General features: G+C 58.8%; 19 protein-coding genes. 7 read left to right on the forward strand and 12 right to left on the reverse strand.

All coding sequences use genetic code 11. From position 1 onward, the window contains the following. The coding region (locus H145_RS21970) for a transposase (protein WP_033426420.1) at window positions 1-187 on the reverse strand (187 nt) is incomplete at its 3' end. Window positions 188-247: 60 nt separating this feature from the next. Here H145_RS21970 and lgt point away from each other — a divergent pair. After that, window positions 248-1,060: a prolipoprotein diacylglyceryl transferase gene (gene lgt / locus H145_RS23050; RefSeq protein ID WP_019949523.1), complete on the forward strand. Its 813-nt coding sequence runs from the start codon at window positions 248-250 to the stop codon at window positions 1,058-1,060. Window positions 1,061-1,387: 327 nt separating this feature from the next. Then, entirely contained in the window at window positions 1,388-1,729 is a 342-nt protein-coding gene (locus H145_RS0117850; protein WP_157541767.1) for a hypothetical protein, read from the forward strand. A 101-nt stretch (window positions 1,730-1,830) separates the two neighbouring features. Here H145_RS0117850 and H145_RS0117855 read toward each other — a convergent pair whose 3' ends face one another. From H145_RS0117855 to H145_RS23055, 7 genes are all read right to left on the reverse strand, one after another. Further along, window positions 1,831-2,313, reverse strand: coding sequence for a hypothetical protein (locus tag H145_RS0117855; RefSeq protein ID WP_019949525.1), 483 nt, complete (start codon window positions 2,311-2,313; stop codon window positions 1,831-1,833). An 88-nt stretch (window positions 2,314-2,401) separates the two neighbouring features. Beyond that, window positions 2,402-2,869 (reverse strand): hypothetical protein, encoded by a 468-nt coding sequence (locus H145_RS0117860; RefSeq protein WP_019949526.1) that lies wholly within the window; start codon window positions 2,867-2,869, stop codon window positions 2,402-2,404. Between the two features lie 126 nt (window positions 2,870-2,995). Then, window positions 2,996-3,493 (reverse strand): hypothetical protein, encoded by a 498-nt coding sequence (locus H145_RS0117865; protein ID WP_019949527.1) that lies wholly within the window; start codon window positions 3,491-3,493, stop codon window positions 2,996-2,998. Window positions 3,494-3,623: 130 nt separating this feature from the next. Beyond that, window positions 3,624-4,046 (reverse strand): hypothetical protein, encoded by a 423-nt coding sequence (locus tag H145_RS0117870; protein WP_019949528.1) that lies wholly within the window; start codon window positions 4,044-4,046, stop codon window positions 3,624-3,626. A gap of 47 nt (window positions 4,047-4,093) precedes the next feature. Next, on the reverse strand, window positions 4,094-4,432 hold the full coding sequence (locus tag H145_RS0117875; protein ID WP_019949529.1) for a hypothetical protein: 339 nt from the start codon (window positions 4,430-4,432) through the stop codon (window positions 4,094-4,096). 119 nt (window positions 4,433-4,551) lie between these two features. Continuing rightward, complete coding sequence (locus H145_RS0117880; RefSeq protein WP_019949530.1) at window positions 4,552-4,872, reverse strand: hypothetical protein; 321 nt, start codon at window positions 4,870-4,872, stop codon at window positions 4,552-4,554. 158 nt (window positions 4,873-5,030) lie between these two features. Next, window positions 5,031-5,414 (reverse strand): alpha/beta fold hydrolase, encoded by a 384-nt coding sequence (locus H145_RS23055; RefSeq protein ID WP_157541769.1) that lies wholly within the window; start codon window positions 5,412-5,414, stop codon window positions 5,031-5,033. Between the two features lie 174 nt (window positions 5,415-5,588). Between H145_RS23055 and H145_RS0117890 the strand changes: the two genes are divergently transcribed. Then, on the forward strand, window positions 5,589-5,795 hold the full coding sequence (locus H145_RS0117890; protein ID WP_019949532.1) for an IS1096 element passenger TnpR family protein: 207 nt from the start codon (window positions 5,589-5,591) through the stop codon (window positions 5,793-5,795). A gap of 141 nt (window positions 5,796-5,936) precedes the next feature. After that, on the forward strand, window positions 5,937-6,281 hold the full coding sequence (locus H145_RS0117900) for an IS1096 element passenger TnpR family protein (RefSeq protein WP_019949534.1): 345 nt from the start codon (window positions 5,937-5,939) through the stop codon (window positions 6,279-6,281). Window positions 6,282-6,323: 42 nt separating this feature from the next. On the opposite strand, the gene H145_RS23060 is transcribed toward H145_RS0117900, so the two are convergent. The 4 genes from H145_RS23060 to H145_RS0117920 all read right to left on the reverse strand — a co-directional run bounded on the left by H145_RS23060 (window position 6,324) and on the right by H145_RS0117920 (window position 9,476). Continuing rightward, complete coding sequence (locus H145_RS23060; RefSeq protein WP_157541771.1) at window positions 6,324-7,013, reverse strand: plasmid pRiA4b ORF-3 family protein; 690 nt, start codon at window positions 7,011-7,013, stop codon at window positions 6,324-6,326. A gap of 197 nt (window positions 7,014-7,210) precedes the next feature. Beyond that, the gene (locus tag H145_RS21990) at window positions 7,211-7,897 is read right to left on the reverse strand and encodes an alpha/beta hydrolase (protein ID WP_019949536.1); all 687 of its coding nucleotides are present in this window, start codon (window positions 7,895-7,897) and stop codon (window positions 7,211-7,213) included. A gap of 56 nt (window positions 7,898-7,953) precedes the next feature. After that, window positions 7,954-8,901, reverse strand: a complete 948-nt coding sequence (locus tag H145_RS0117915; RefSeq protein ID WP_019949537.1) for a VOC family protein — start codon at window positions 8,899-8,901, stop codon at window positions 7,954-7,956. Window positions 8,902-8,954: 53 nt separating this feature from the next. Then, the gene (locus H145_RS0117920; protein ID WP_019949538.1) at window positions 8,955-9,476 is read right to left on the reverse strand and encodes an ester cyclase; all 522 of its coding nucleotides are present in this window, start codon (window positions 9,474-9,476) and stop codon (window positions 8,955-8,957) included. Window positions 9,477-9,838: 362 nt separating this feature from the next. On the opposite strand from H145_RS0117920, the gene H145_RS0117925 reads away from it, so the two are divergent. The 3 genes from H145_RS0117925 (at window position 9,839) to H145_RS0117935 (ending at window position 12,754) form a co-directional block, all read left to right on the forward strand. Continuing rightward, window positions 9,839-10,246 carry a GlcG/HbpS family heme-binding protein gene (locus tag H145_RS0117925; protein WP_019949539.1) on the forward strand — a complete coding sequence of 136 codons (408 nt, stop codon included), beginning with the start codon at window positions 9,839-9,841 and terminating at the stop codon, window positions 10,244-10,246. Window positions 10,247-10,334: 88 nt separating this feature from the next. Then, complete coding sequence (fdhA, locus tag H145_RS0117930) at window positions 10,335-11,564, forward strand: formaldehyde dehydrogenase, glutathione-independent (protein ID WP_019949540.1); 1,230 nt, start codon at window positions 10,335-10,337, stop codon at window positions 11,562-11,564. A gap of 278 nt (window positions 11,565-11,842) precedes the next feature. After that, complete coding sequence (locus H145_RS0117935; RefSeq protein ID WP_019949541.1) at window positions 11,843-12,754, forward strand: AraC family transcriptional regulator; 912 nt, start codon at window positions 11,843-11,845, stop codon at window positions 12,752-12,754. Window positions 12,755-12,817 lie beyond the last annotated feature (63 nt).

Genomic DNA, 12,817 nt, shown 5'->3' on the forward strand with positions numbered 1-12,817 from the left:
TACTGCCTACTTCGGCGACGAGTTGGGCCTGCTGCCAGCGGTAGAGCAGCTTGGGGCTGATGCCCAGTTGCCGGGCCGCGGCTTGCGTGCTACGGCTCTCGCTGGCCAGGCGTAGGGCCTCGGCCTTAAACGCGTCGCCGTATTTACGCCGTTTGTCGGGCGACGTCCCGCTGGATTTTGCTGTCATAACAGAAGAAATATACGTCCTTCTTCTGTCCGTCTTGCCTAGACCACCTCAACCCTCTACATGCTAGTGGGCACCGTCGTGGGCGCACGCCTCGGCCACATCTTCTTTTATGAGCCCGACATTCTGCTCAAAGACCCGCTGGAAGTGTTTAAAGTATGGCACGGCGGGTTGGCTTCGCACGGGGCCACCTTGGGTATTCCGCTGGCCTGCTGGCTATTTGCCCGCCATAACAAGTTTGATGCCCTCTGGGTGCTCGACCGCATTGTGATTGCCGTCGGCATTGGCGGGGCGTGCATCCGCTTAGGCAATTTCATGAATTCCGAAATTGGCGGCTACCCTACCACCGTGCCGTGGGCTGTGGTGTTTCCGCGCGACACCGAACACCTGTTGCCCGCCACCAGCCCCCTGCCTGTCGGGGCCGTGCAGGTGGCCCGCCCCGTGCGCATGTCAGATGGCAACGTAAGCTACCAGGTATTGCCCGCTGACACGCCCATCAGCCCCAATTCGCTAATGGCCGTACCGCGCCATCCCACACAACTTTACGAGGCATTGTATTGCGTACTACTGGTGTTGCTCATCTACTATTTCTGGAACCGCACAAAAGAGCGCACCCCCCGAGGGCTCCTGCTCGGCCTGTTTATGGTGCTGCTGTTCACACAGCGCTTCTTGGGCGAATTCTTGAAGGAAGCCCAGGTAGATTTTGAAAAAGACAACCTATTTAACCAAGGCCAGCTACTCAGCTTGCCGGCAATAGTAGTGGGCCTATGGGTACTGTGGCGAGCCGGCAAAGACCCGAAAAATCCGTACGGCTACGCCCCGCGCGACTTAGAGACGGAAGAAGAGAAAGCGCATCTGACTTCGGACGTCAGTTAGCCCTATTCCACTTATAACGTCTTCCAAACGGTGGATTGTAAGGCGTTATATCGCCCATCTCGGAAAAGCGGTGGTTTTTGTCCCCACGGCCCCCGATGCTGAGGCGTGGTACTTTGGTGGGGAGACCAGGCGCTCGTTTGGAGTTTACGAAACTCATCCCTTCTGCCAGTTTCGTAAACTTTGAATCGTAGACGAGTTTCTTAAACTCGCCGGGCGCTGCAGCGGCCTGTTAGCACCTGGTGCGGGGCAGCTGCTAGCAGTTTAAGAAAGGGAGCCATTAACTAGCTGTTGAGTTACCACTTCGGTTTGCCGTTGCTAATTTTCGAAATGGATGCAGCTGAACTGGAAAGAAGAATCGGGGACTTTGACGACACGGCGAACGTGTGTGGGATTGATATGCAAGGCCCGGAATACCTCCTGAACCTGTTGTATGAGGATTTTGCGGTTAGCGTAGGCACCTTTTTCCATCCTATCAATCTTGACATTCTATTAACGGCGGGGGTCATTACGCAAGAGATAAAAGACCTTTGCCTTAGTGTTGAAAGAAAGGTCGATTACTTGACGCAACACGCTGACCTGGTCGATAAAATCAAAGGTGACCGCAGGTGGGAAGAAGTGGTTGAATTATGCAAGCAAATTCGTGCCTTGAAGCTGCTCCACACGCGTTGATTGCTGTATAGCAAAAGGGTGGAAGGTAAACAGGGCAATTCAGTTTAATGAGGGTACTAAGGCTACGCGGCACTTGCTAAGATTGAGAAGAGCAGTAGCGGTTATCGGGTAAAGCGTTTGAGCAGCTTGCCCTTCTTGGAATACACCGCGCTCACGTCGAAATGAGGGATGTCATCGCATTGGTACAACAGGCCGCGTTCTCCCACCCCGATGTCATAGCCGAACCGCCCGCGAACCACCACCGTGTCGAGCCGCCCGTGCCGGACTAGGTGCTGGTAGTAACGGTAAAAGGCGGTCGTGTCGCGGGCATTTCCACTCGGGAAGGGCACCAAGAAGGATGTGCCGGAAAACAGGCGTCGTACCAAGCTGTTGGGGTACTCAATTTTCACCACGCGGTAGGCTTCCTGAAACTCATCGCAGCCCCAATCGCTGGGCCAGGTAATGGTCACGCGGGCGGGCGGCAGGAATCGGTGCTGGAGGGCATCTACGGCCCCTCCGCCTGCGCCATAGAGCAGCAAGCCGACAACCAAGAGAACAGGAACGGCAAACAACCAGGCGATGAATTTGAGGGACCGTTTCCACATGCCGCAAGCTACGGCCGCGTGGGAAGAATTGAATGGTCCTAGTTCAGCCAAACGGTCGGAAGCTAGACGAGGAAAGTAACGGAATAGGTTAGCCCTTTTCAGGGTGGGATGTAGGCGTCACCGATCCGTCCCAAATGGCATAGCCCCCGCCGCACTGGGCAATGAGCGAGTACGCACCGGGCTCGTCCAAGGGCGTCCGGCTGCTCAATTGCCAGGGTTCGTACCCATGCACTGAGGTACCGGCAAATCGGATGTGAACCCCGTTATCGAAGTCGAGGAACAAGTTGGCTTTGTCGTCGCAGGCCACTCGAATCACGCACCGCAGGTTAACCCGATTGAAGACCAGCAGCAAACGTTCGTCAGCCGTAAGCCCGAGGGCGTCGTTGAACCCGACATTTGAGGTCATGTTAGTGTCAATGGACAGCACATGATCATTGGGCTCGTCGTCGCGGAACTCCAGAAAATGAATCTGATGGGATAGGCCAAAGCTTTCTATGGCCGAGCGACTAAGCGCACGTTGAAGCAGGAGGTTGGCGGCAGTGGTATCGGGGCGCATGGATATGGGCACATGGAATGGCAAATAACGATGCTTCTCCTTGTGTTCAAGAAAAGGGTAGCCAGGTAAACGAGCTTTGTTAAGAATTACGAGGGCAGCAACATACTGCTCTTGCCGAGGCACTGCCTAGGGCTGCTTGGCCAGCACGTAGGTATCCACGATGTGCCCGTTTTTGCTTGCCCTGGACTTCTGCCGGACAAGCCGGATTTCGTCCCCAACGGTTTCTGCGGTGCGCGAGATAACGGCATAGCTCCCGTCCTCGATGGCCGGGGAAAGCCCCTTGGCCCGGTCGGACGGCCCGTTGCGGAAGCGAAGGATGCCTGCTGCCGCCGTCCACGTAAACGCTTCCGTGGTCCCGCTTGGCAAGACATAAAAGCCGGTATGGTCTGGTCGAAACGTAAGGGTGGGGCACGCATTGCACGCGACTTCCGTGGTCGTTTGCGTGCTCTTGCGTTTCGAGAAGATGCGCGTCTCTTCCCGCACGCTACCCGACAGACCCCACGTCCCGACCAAGGCAATAGTGCGTTGGCGAGGCAAGGATGGCCGCTCAGGTAGCACGTTGCGCCCCTCCGTGCCTTGCAGCGAAGAAAGAGACAAGGGGACCCACGCCCACCAACCGTTCATGGCAAAGAGTAAGAAAAGTGTTTGGAGGACTAAGGTACCCGCTGGACGATCAAATCAAGTTCAGTCCAGCGAAACGGTCCTAAGACAAACCGGGCAATTTAGGTTAAAGAGGGTAACGGCGAACCCGCGCTCATTCGCCTTGCTTCGAAGCGTTCACAAATATTTCGACCAATCGGGCCTCCAGGTTTTGTTCCACCTCCCATCCATTGTCCCACGAACTCGTTTCGAAGCACCACCCGTCACTGCCTTCGATCATTAGCGCATCGTCCCATTCTTGTACGACCGGCCCCATGCGTCGCTGCACTTCGACCAAGGGCATGCCCAGGCACACCCCCGAAGGCAAGGTGCCGGTATAGCCAGCAAACACGCCGACTTGGTCCACTATTCCATCGCGGGCCCACACCGACACGGCGCCAAACCGGTACACGGTGAGCGTAGGCAACGTTTCAACCACGGGGGCGGGAGCTTGGAGTAGCACTTCCGCCACGGGCTGTCCCAGGCGGATGCCCGCGGCCGAATGGCCTGGCATTATCGGGGCGCTTAAGTCGAGCATAAGGTTGGTATCAAGCGTAGAGCGTGGGTGTCCAAGAAAACGGTGACCTAACTGGATTGCACGCTGTAGGAAAGACCCTTGCAGTGTAGTTGGCCCCCTAGCCCATTCAGGGTCACGGTGTACTCCCGCAAGAAGGCATCATAGACGGCTTTAAAATCTACTTCATAAGTGAAATCGAAAGCCAGGCTTATCACCTCCGTCAAAGTGAGTTCTAAGCGGGTGATACCCTCAAACCCCTCGAATACAACGGTCACTGCTCCAAGGGCATTGGGCGCCAAAAGCAAGCCCTCTTGTACGCTGGAAGGGGACTCGTAGCGGATGGACTTGATGAACACGTCATCGCTATCAAAGAGCGCCGCTAACTGCGCTAAATCCGAGGTTTCCAATGGCAACTGCGTGGCATGTAAATTAAAGCCCCAAGGTAGTATTCAGTATAGCCAAAGGGTCCGAAGCTAAACGCTCTCTGTTTGAAAAAAGGAGGATATTAATGCCTAAGGAGTCTCGTTCACGGCTCATGGAACTCTACCGTTGCTAGACCGCTGGTGTGCAGGCAGTCTTGCAGCCACGCCAGTACTGCCTGCTCTTGCTCTCCTGTGACGGTGTGCAGGAGCAAGTACAGCTTCTGGTTCGTTAAGCAAAGCAAAAAGTCTTCTTCCCAAACAGGCAGCACCCCAGCCGCATAGGCGTAACCCAAGACGTGGGTTTGCCCATCCTGTTCGGCACGCAGCAACGGCCACGTTGGGGGACGCTTTAAGCACGTGAGCAGGCGTTGTAGTGTTGGGAAATCCAGTGGCGGCGCAAAGGATAATTCATGCTCGAAGCCCATGACCAATTATTGGTTTAGCGAAACGGTCCGAAGGTAAACGAGGAGTTTCACAGGGCACACTCCGGACTGTGAATCGCTTACTGGTCGCTAGGCGGAGCGTTTGCAGGACCGGGGCAAGCTTGTGGGCTGGTGGGAGCCGCCAACTTGCGGACTCCCGGTTACGCACCAGGCGGCCGCTGCAGTCTTCGCTGCGCCGACCACCGCCAAAGCCCGCCAGCCAGTAGCGCCAGCACGGCTACCACTAGGGCCGCGTGGGGCAATTTAGGCGTTGCCTTCGCAGGATTCGCCTGGACCAGGAACTCCTCGGGGAGGAGTTCCCCGCCGGTGACGGCCAGAATCAGGCGCGCCGCTTCGGCCGGTTGGTCCCACTGCGGAAAGTGGCCGCAGTGCTCGAACCAATACAGGCGCGCATCCGGAAACTTCTCCAGCGCCAGGCGCGACTGGCTGGGCAGGCACACCCGGTCCTGCCGGCCCCAGCCAATGACCAGGGGCTCGGCAATACTACCCTTGGGCGCGGGCCGCTGCACTTCACCGTGGGCCAACTGGTCAAGCAACTCGTCGAAAGCAGGCGAGTGGGCGAAGCTGGGTGTTGTTAAACAAATAGGGTAAAACCTCCGAGTCCATGGCTAAAAGGAGAGCATCAAAAAGTGTGGGGCAGTTGGGGAGGTAGCGGTATTGCGGGTTAACTTGGAGAGCCCTTGTTATCCGTGAATGCGATGCGCCAACCAGCAACTGCTCCTACCGAATCTGGTACTGACCGGCTGAAGGCAGTCTGCCAGCTCAAGATTCATCTGCTGGGCATCAGCCCGCGAATCAGCCGGCGGGTGTTCGTGCGGTGTTACACGACCCTGGCCGAGTTGCATCATGTCTTCCAGGTGGTGATGGGCTGGGAAAACTGGCACCTGCACAGCTTTCACGTGTGAGGCAAAGACTACGGTATCAGCTACGCCGGCGGCATGTGGTTTACCGACGATGCCCGGCGGGTCCACTTGGTCGATTTCGATTGGCGGGCCAATGACATGTTCACCTCTACCTACGACTTCGGCGACTATTGGCAGCACTAGGTGCGGGTCGAGAAAGTACTGCCGCCGACGGCCGTGCCGGCCACGCCCGTTTGCGTGAGTGGCCGTCGGGCCTGTCCGCTGGAGGAAGTCGGCGGCCCCAGCGGCTACGGCCAACGCACGCTGGACCAGTTCTCGTGGAGCTACGAAGCCGTGGAGCGGCTGCTGGCTGGCGAAAACATCTTCGACGACGACGTACCGACCTGGTTTTGGACCTACCGCCCGGAATACTTCGACCGGAAGAAAGTCAACCAACGCCTAGCGGAAGTGTATCAACTTAAGGGCAATCCCGATTTTCTGCTTTCACAGGGCGGCTACGACTCCTTTTCCGCGGATGTGAAGTCGTGAAATCTGTATTAAGAAAACCAAGTGGTTTTTCTGATACACATTTCACGGCCGCTCATCCGCGAAGAAATAGTCGTAGCCGCCCTGCGAATACAGGAAATCGGGATTACCCTTAAGTTGATACAGTTTGGCCAGTTTTCGATTGACTTGGCCTTTGTCGAAGTGCTCCGGCCGATAGGTCCAGAACCAGGTCGGTACGTCGTCCTCCCGGATGTCCTCACCGGCCAGCAGCCGGTCCGCGGCTTCGTAGGCCCAGCTGAACTGGTCCAGCGTGCGCTGGTCGTAGCCGCTGGGGCCGCCGACTTCTTCCGGTGGGCAAGCCCGGCGGCCACTCACGCACACCGGGTGGGCCGGCAAGGAGGTCGGCGGGAGCACCTGTTCCACCCGCACCTGGTGGAGCCAGTAATCGCCGAAGTCGTAGGTGTAGGTGAATTTGTCGTTGACTTGCCACGGGAAATCGCCCAGGTGGACCCGCCGGGCATCGTCGGCAAAGTAGATGCCGCCGGTATACGGAATCCCGTACTCCTTGCCCCAGAGCTTAAAACGGTGCAGGTGCCAGTTCTCCCAGCCCATCGCCACCTGGAAGACGTGATGCAGCTCGGCCAGCGTGGTGTCGCCCCGCACGAGCATGCGCCGGCAAATGTGCGGGCTGATGCCGACCAGGTGAATCTTGAGCTGGTAGACCGCCGCTAGACGGTCATTGCCGGCGGAAGGCGGGGTAACGGGAGGGGGCATGGCGGTCACCGACAAAGGGGGGCTCCGAAGTTAAGCCAGCGAGTGGCTGAACCCTACTGCCCCACACTTTTTGATGCTCTCCCTATATATGTACATATATTTAATGTATGTACATAGTTCAAGAGAAATGTCTTTTGTGGGAGTCCGCGGGCAGCTGACCAGTTATAGGTGAGCCTGAATGTGAAGGAGAGTTCTGGCTATGGCAGTTGGGCCAGCCACTGCCTGGCGGCCGCCAGGCCGCTGGCCGATAATTCGTGTCCGCCCTCGAAGGCTTCGTAGTGCGGGGCAATGCCCTGGGATTTGAGGAACGTTACAGCCTCGTCGGCATAAAAAGCGGGCAGCTTATCGTCGTGGCGGCCGTGGCTGAGAAAGAAGTGGACCTTCTTCACCTCGGCAGCCGGGGCCTGGTGCTGGCGGGACTCTACCAGCAGGCGGCCGCTGAAGGCCAGCACGCCGCGCACCTGCGCCGGGTAGGTCAGGGCCACGTCGTAGGCCATGATGGCGCCCTGGCTGAAGCCCAGCAGGTACACCTGGCCGGCCGGAATGCCGTACCGGGCCGAGGCCTCCCGGATGAAGTCGAGCAGCAACCGTTGCCCATCAAGCTGCTGGGCCCGGTTGAAGACGGGCTTGCCCGACGAAAAGTCCACCTGGTAGAAGCCGAAGCCCATGGGGCCGAAGACCAGCGGGGCCCTCACCGAGAGCACCAGCGTGTGGGCGTCGGCCAGCTGCTCGCCCACGGGCAGCAGGTTGAGCTCGTTGCCGCCCACGCCGTGCAGCAGGAGCAGGAGTCGTTTGGCGCCGGTGGCCTGGGCCGGGTTTACCAGGCGGTAGGCCAGGGGCAAATCAGTGAGCAGCGGAGGCTGCGCGGAAGGGGCGAAATTCATAGAAGTAGTCAGGAAAAGCGGGAGAAGGAAGGCCAGCCACAGCCAGGACCGGCGGTTCACTGCGGAGAAGGTGCCTCCGCCCCCAACAGCACGCGGATGCCCCACGGGTCGGTGGCAATGGGGCCTTCGGGTGTCTGCGCCACGGCATAGCCGGCGGCTTGCAGGCGGGTAGCGGCCGCGTCGCGGGAAGCGGCATCGGGCAGCCACAGCTCCCAGCGCAGCAGGCGGGCATCGGCATCAGTAGCAACGGGCGAGCCGGCGGCCCACACGTTCAAACCCAGATGGTGGTGGTAGCCGCCGGCCCCTACGAACAGGGCACCCGACAAGCTCCAGGTTTCGATGTCGAAGCCCAGGGCCTGGTGGTAGAAGGCCGCTGCGTCGGGCAAGCTGCCGGTATAAAAGTGCAGATGACCGATGGTCGTGCCCGCCGGCAGACCCTCCCAGTGAGCTTTGCCGGCCGCTTGCAACACCCCTGCTTCGTCGAGCGGGTCGAGGGCCGATTGGATTTCGCCTTCTTCGCTCACCTGCCATTCGGAGCGCGGCCGGTCGCGGTACACCTCGATGGTAAAGCCGTCGGGGTCGGTCAGGTACGTGGCTTCGCTGTAGTTGTGGTCCGAGGAGCCCATATAGACACCCAGGGAATGTACATGCTTGATAAAGCAACCCAAATCGGCGCGGGTGGGCAGCAGCACGGCCAAGTGGTAGATGCCCAGCCGGCCCCGCCGGGGGATGGGATTCGCCCCCGGCTGCTCCTGCAGACGCACCAGCACTTGGGGGCTACCAGCCACGCCCAGCTCCGCTACAGCGGCCTGACCTTCGGTAGCCGGGGACTGGCTAAGCAGCGCAAACCCGAGCACGCGCTGGTAAAACTCCAGCGAGCGAGGCAGGCTGGCTACCGCCAGGTGCACGGTGCCCAAACGAATAGTGGCCGGCAGCTCCGTCGGCGGGTGTACGCCGATGCGTTCGGCGGGCAGCGAAGAATACGAAAGCAGGACAGTTTTCATAAAAGCGGGTAGGTAGCAGATGAGAGCCGGTGAAGCAGCGGCAGCTAGCTGGTTTACTGAGCCAGACCGAGCTGCTTCATGAACGATTGGTTGTCCCAGTAGAGGTATTCCTCCACCATTACGCCGTCTTTCCATACGCCAACGGTGGACATAGGCAGGCTGAACTTCTTGCCCGTGGGCTGAATGAACTTGCCGTCACCGGTGGGCATGGGCTTGGTGAAGGTGCCGGTCATGATGCCCGACACGGACGTCAGGTTGCCCTGGCCCAGCTTGAAGGGGTGCTGCTTAATCTGGGTGTCGGGAGCGTACACAAACATGGCTTTCAAGTCGGTGATGTGCTGCTCGATGCCCGTGGTAGTGTGGCCGTCGGGCCAGTGCACGATGATGTTCTGGCCGTGGCTTTCGTGCAGTCGGTCCCACTTCGCGTTGCTAAATACGTCGTAGTCCAGCTCATCAAATGTTTTCAGGTGCTGGGCCACCTGGTCATTGGCTTTGGCAGCGGGCTTGGTGGTTTTCTGGGCCGAGGCAGTCAACGAGGCGGCAAACAGGGCGAGGGGAAGCAGGATTTTTTTCATTAGAAAGACAACTACTTGTCAGGATTCCCTCATCGCGAGAGAACAAGACAAAGGTCCCCCGCCTAGGTACCCCCGCGCCTTATCCTAGGATAAGAAATAGGCTCCACCTGACATTAAATTGGGTTCTTCTTCCGGAAGAGCAGATTTACACGTTACGCAATTGAGTCGCTGGGGGCGGGCATACGCTTTCGATAGCGGCCCGCGCCAAACCAGCGGGTCCACTAGTACTATCCTCGCAAAGTGCTGCAGAATCCTAGCAATCATGTGACGTAGCGTAACCGGCTAATGGGTAGCGCAGTTAACACTGTAACCTGCTACTCCGGCTGGCCGATTTTCATTCCTTTCTTACCCCCTCCAAACCCATGGGCATTTCCCTCGAACAGGCGCAAGCTGCGGTGCAAGCAGCCCACCAAAAATCGCTCGAAATAGGCGTCAAGATGAATATTGCCATCGTCGATGCCGGCGCCAACCTCGTGGCGTTTGCCCGCATGGACGACGCCTGGCTCGGCTCGCTCGACATTTCGATTAAAAAGGCCAAGACGGCCCGCTTCTTCGACATGCCCACCGGCGCCATCGGCGGCTTATCGCAGCCCGGCGGCCCACTGTTCAACATTGAGGTGTCGAACGGCGGCCTCATCACCTTCCCCGGGGGCCTGCCCATCAAGGATGGCAGCGGCAAAGTCATCGGCGCCATCGGCGTATCGGGCGACACGGTCGAGAACGACCATACCGTAGCCGAAGCAGGCTTGAACGCCGTGGCCGGCAACTAAGCAGCGTTCTACATTTTCAGGGTGAAGCGTCGGGCCCGGCTGGCTGGGCCCGACGCTTTTTTCTTCCATTCTCTAAAACCACCCCATTATGGCTAGCAACAGAGGCGTTGTTTACCTGGGCCCCGGCAAAGTCGAGGTACAGGACATTGCTTTTCCCGAACTGAAAAACCCCAAGGGCAAGAAGATTGTCCACGGCGTTATTCTCAAGGTCGTATCCACCAACATCTGCGGTTCCGACCAACACATGGTGCGCGGGCGTACCACCGCCCCGGCCGGCCTAGTGCTGGGCCACGAAATCACGGGCGAGGTTATCGAAGTAGGAGCCGACGTGGAGTTCCTTAAGGTGGGTGACTTGGTATCGGTACCGTTCAACGTAGCCTGCGGCCGCTGCCGCACCTGCAAGGAGCAGCAAACCGGCATCTGCCTGACCGTGAATGAAGGCCGCGCCGGCGGCGCCTACGGCTACGTGGACATGGGCGGCTGGGTCGGCGGCCAGGCCGAATACGTGATGGTGCCCTACGCCGATTTCAACCTGCTCAAATTCCCGAACAAGGACCAGGCGATGGAGAAAATCCGTGACCTGACCATGCTGAGCGATATTTTCCCGACGGGTTTCCACGGGGCCGTGAAGGCCGGCGTGGGCCCCGGTACAACGGTATATGTAGCCGGCGCGGGCCCCGTGGGCCTGGCCGCCGCTGCTTCGGCGCAGCTGCTAGGGGCCGCCGTGGTGATAGTAGGCGACATGAACAAGGCGCGCCTGGCGCACGCCCGCTCCTTCGGCTGCGAAACGGTGGACCTGAACGAGGATGCCAGCCTGGCCGACCAGATTGCTAACATCCTAGGCGTGCCTGAAATCGACTGCTCTATCGACTGCGTGGGCTTTGAAGCCAGCGGCCACGGCTCGCAGGCCAAAGTAGAGGTACCCGCCGCAGTGCTCAACTCGCTCATGGAAATCACCCGCGCGGGCGGTTCCATCGGCATCCCCGGCCTGTACGTCACCGACGACCCCGGCGCCAAGGAAGAAGCTGCCAAATCCGGCAACCTGAGCATCCGCTTCGGCTTGGGCTGGGCCAAGAGCCACTCTTTCCACACCGGCCAAACGCCCGTGATGAGCTACAACCGGCAGCTCATGCAGGCTATTCTGTACGATAAAATTCAGATTGCCAAGGCCGTCAACGTGGAAATCATTAGCCTTGACGACGCCCCGAAAGGCTATGCGGAGTTTGACAAAGGCGTGGCGCGCAAGTTTGTGATTAACCCCCACAACCTGATTCCGAGCGCCAAACCAAAAGCCAAAACTGAAACGGCCGCTGCCTAGGTAGCCTCGCCCCCTCAGCTTTCAGCCGGACTCCCCTTGGGGGTGGTCCGGCTGTTTTGGTGATGCAAAAGGCGGTTTTCTGCGGGCATAGGCGGGCTCGGCGGCCACCGACACGCTCGTGGTTTGGGGCTTTCACACTACCAGCAATCAGTGACAGTATCCTAGCAAAGAACATTTTTAGGCGGCTGACCGGTTGTTAAGACACCTGCCGTTGAGCTAGCTTCGCAGTTGTCGACAGTACCTACCTTATTTTTCCTCCTGTTTTTCGCCCCATTCCTTTGCTGCCGTCTATCCCGCTCACCGACCCCCACGAGTTGACCACGCTCATCGACCACCGCCGGGTGCAGACGCTGGAGAAGTACGAGTTGAGCATTCTCGAAACCCTGGCCCCCGGCGACCAGGTAGCGCAGTCCTACAGCGACCTGGTGCTCACCAACATGCTGCGCGGCAAGAAGGTGATGCACCTGCGCGACCAGCAGGCATTCGCCTACTTGCCCGGCCACACCATGGTGGTGCCCCCGAACCTGAAGATGCTGATTGACTTTCCCGAAGCCTCGGACGAAACGCCGACTCAGTGCGTGGCCTTGGCCATCGACCAGCTGCAAGTCATCGACACAGTCAACTACCTCAACGAGTTCTACCCGCGCACCGAGGGCGAGAAGTGGCACCTGGGCCTCAGCCAGCATGCTTTTTATAACAACGAAGATATCACGGCCCTCATCTACAAACTGGTCCGCATTGGCTTCGACGACTCGCAGAACAAGGATATGCTGGCCGACTTTGCGGTGAAGGAATTGCTGCTGCGCCTCATGCAGCTACAGCGCCTGCACCTGACGGAGCACAACACGGCCGTGCTGGCCACCTCCAACCGCTTTGCCCACACGCTGCACTACATCAAAGAGAACATCGCCGAGAAAATCAGCGTCGACAAGCTGAGCGCACAAGCCTGCATGAGCAAAGCCAATTTCTTCCGCGCCTTCAAGCAGGAGTTCGGCCTGTCGCCCATCGACTATATCATCAAGGCCCGGATGCGGCTGGCCAAGCGCTGCCTGCAAAACCCCGCGCTCAGCATTACCGAGATTTGCTTCAAGGCCGGCTTCAGCAACCTGGCGTACTTCACCCGCATGTTCCGCCAACTGGAGCACATGACGCCCACCGAGTACCGGGCACTCTGCCAGGGGCAGGGGTGAGGTTAGCTAAACAGGCATAAGGCGCCTCTAAAATCCTACACAGTAGTTAGCTAGTTCATGGCG

Source organism: Hymenobacter aerophilus DSM 13606, assembly GCF_000382225.1.
GTDB classification, from domain to species: domain Bacteria; phylum Bacteroidota; class Bacteroidia; order Cytophagales; family Hymenobacteraceae; genus Hymenobacter; species Hymenobacter aerophilus.

Coding starts and splice junctions, on each gene's coding strand:
- lgt (WP_019949523.1), top strand. CDS start 248: ATGCTAGTGGGCACCGTCGTGGGCGCACGCCTCGGCCACATCTTCTTT.
- H145_RS0117850 (WP_157541767.1), top strand. CDS start 1,388: ATGGATGCAGCTGAACTGGAAAGAAGAATCGGGGACTTTGACGACACG.
- H145_RS0117855 (WP_019949525.1), bottom strand. CDS start 2,313: ATGTGGAAACGGTCCCTCAAATTCATCGCCTGGTTGTTTGCCGTTCCT.
- H145_RS0117860 (WP_019949526.1), bottom strand. CDS start 2,869: ATGCGCCCCGATACCACTGCCGCCAACCTCCTGCTTCAACGTGCGCTT.
- H145_RS0117865 (WP_019949527.1), bottom strand. CDS start 3,493: ATGAACGGTTGGTGGGCGTGGGTCCCCTTGTCTCTTTCTTCGCTGCAA.
- H145_RS0117870 (WP_019949528.1), bottom strand. CDS start 4,046: ATGCTCGACTTAAGCGCCCCGATAATGCCAGGCCATTCGGCCGCGGGC.
- H145_RS0117880 (WP_019949530.1), bottom strand. CDS start 4,872: ATGGGCTTCGAGCATGAATTATCCTTTGCGCCGCCACTGGATTTCCCA.
- H145_RS0117890 (WP_019949532.1), top strand. CDS start 5,589: ATGCGCCAACCAGCAACTGCTCCTACCGAATCTGGTACTGACCGGCTG.
- H145_RS23060 (WP_157541771.1), bottom strand. CDS start 7,013: ATGCCCCCTCCCGTTACCCCGCCTTCCGCCGGCAATGACCGTCTAGCG.
- H145_RS21990 (WP_019949536.1), bottom strand. CDS start 7,897: ATGAATTTCGCCCCTTCCGCGCAGCCTCCGCTGCTCACTGATTTGCCC.
- H145_RS0117915 (WP_019949537.1), bottom strand. CDS start 8,901: ATGAAAACTGTCCTGCTTTCGTATTCTTCGCTGCCCGCCGAACGCATC.
- H145_RS0117920 (WP_019949538.1), bottom strand. CDS start 9,476: ATGAAAAAAATCCTGCTTCCCCTCGCCCTGTTTGCCGCCTCGTTGACT.
- H145_RS0117925 (WP_019949539.1), top strand. CDS start 9,839: ATGGGCATTTCCCTCGAACAGGCGCAAGCTGCGGTGCAAGCAGCCCAC.
- fdhA (WP_019949540.1), top strand. CDS start 10,335: ATGGCTAGCAACAGAGGCGTTGTTTACCTGGGCCCCGGCAAAGTCGAG.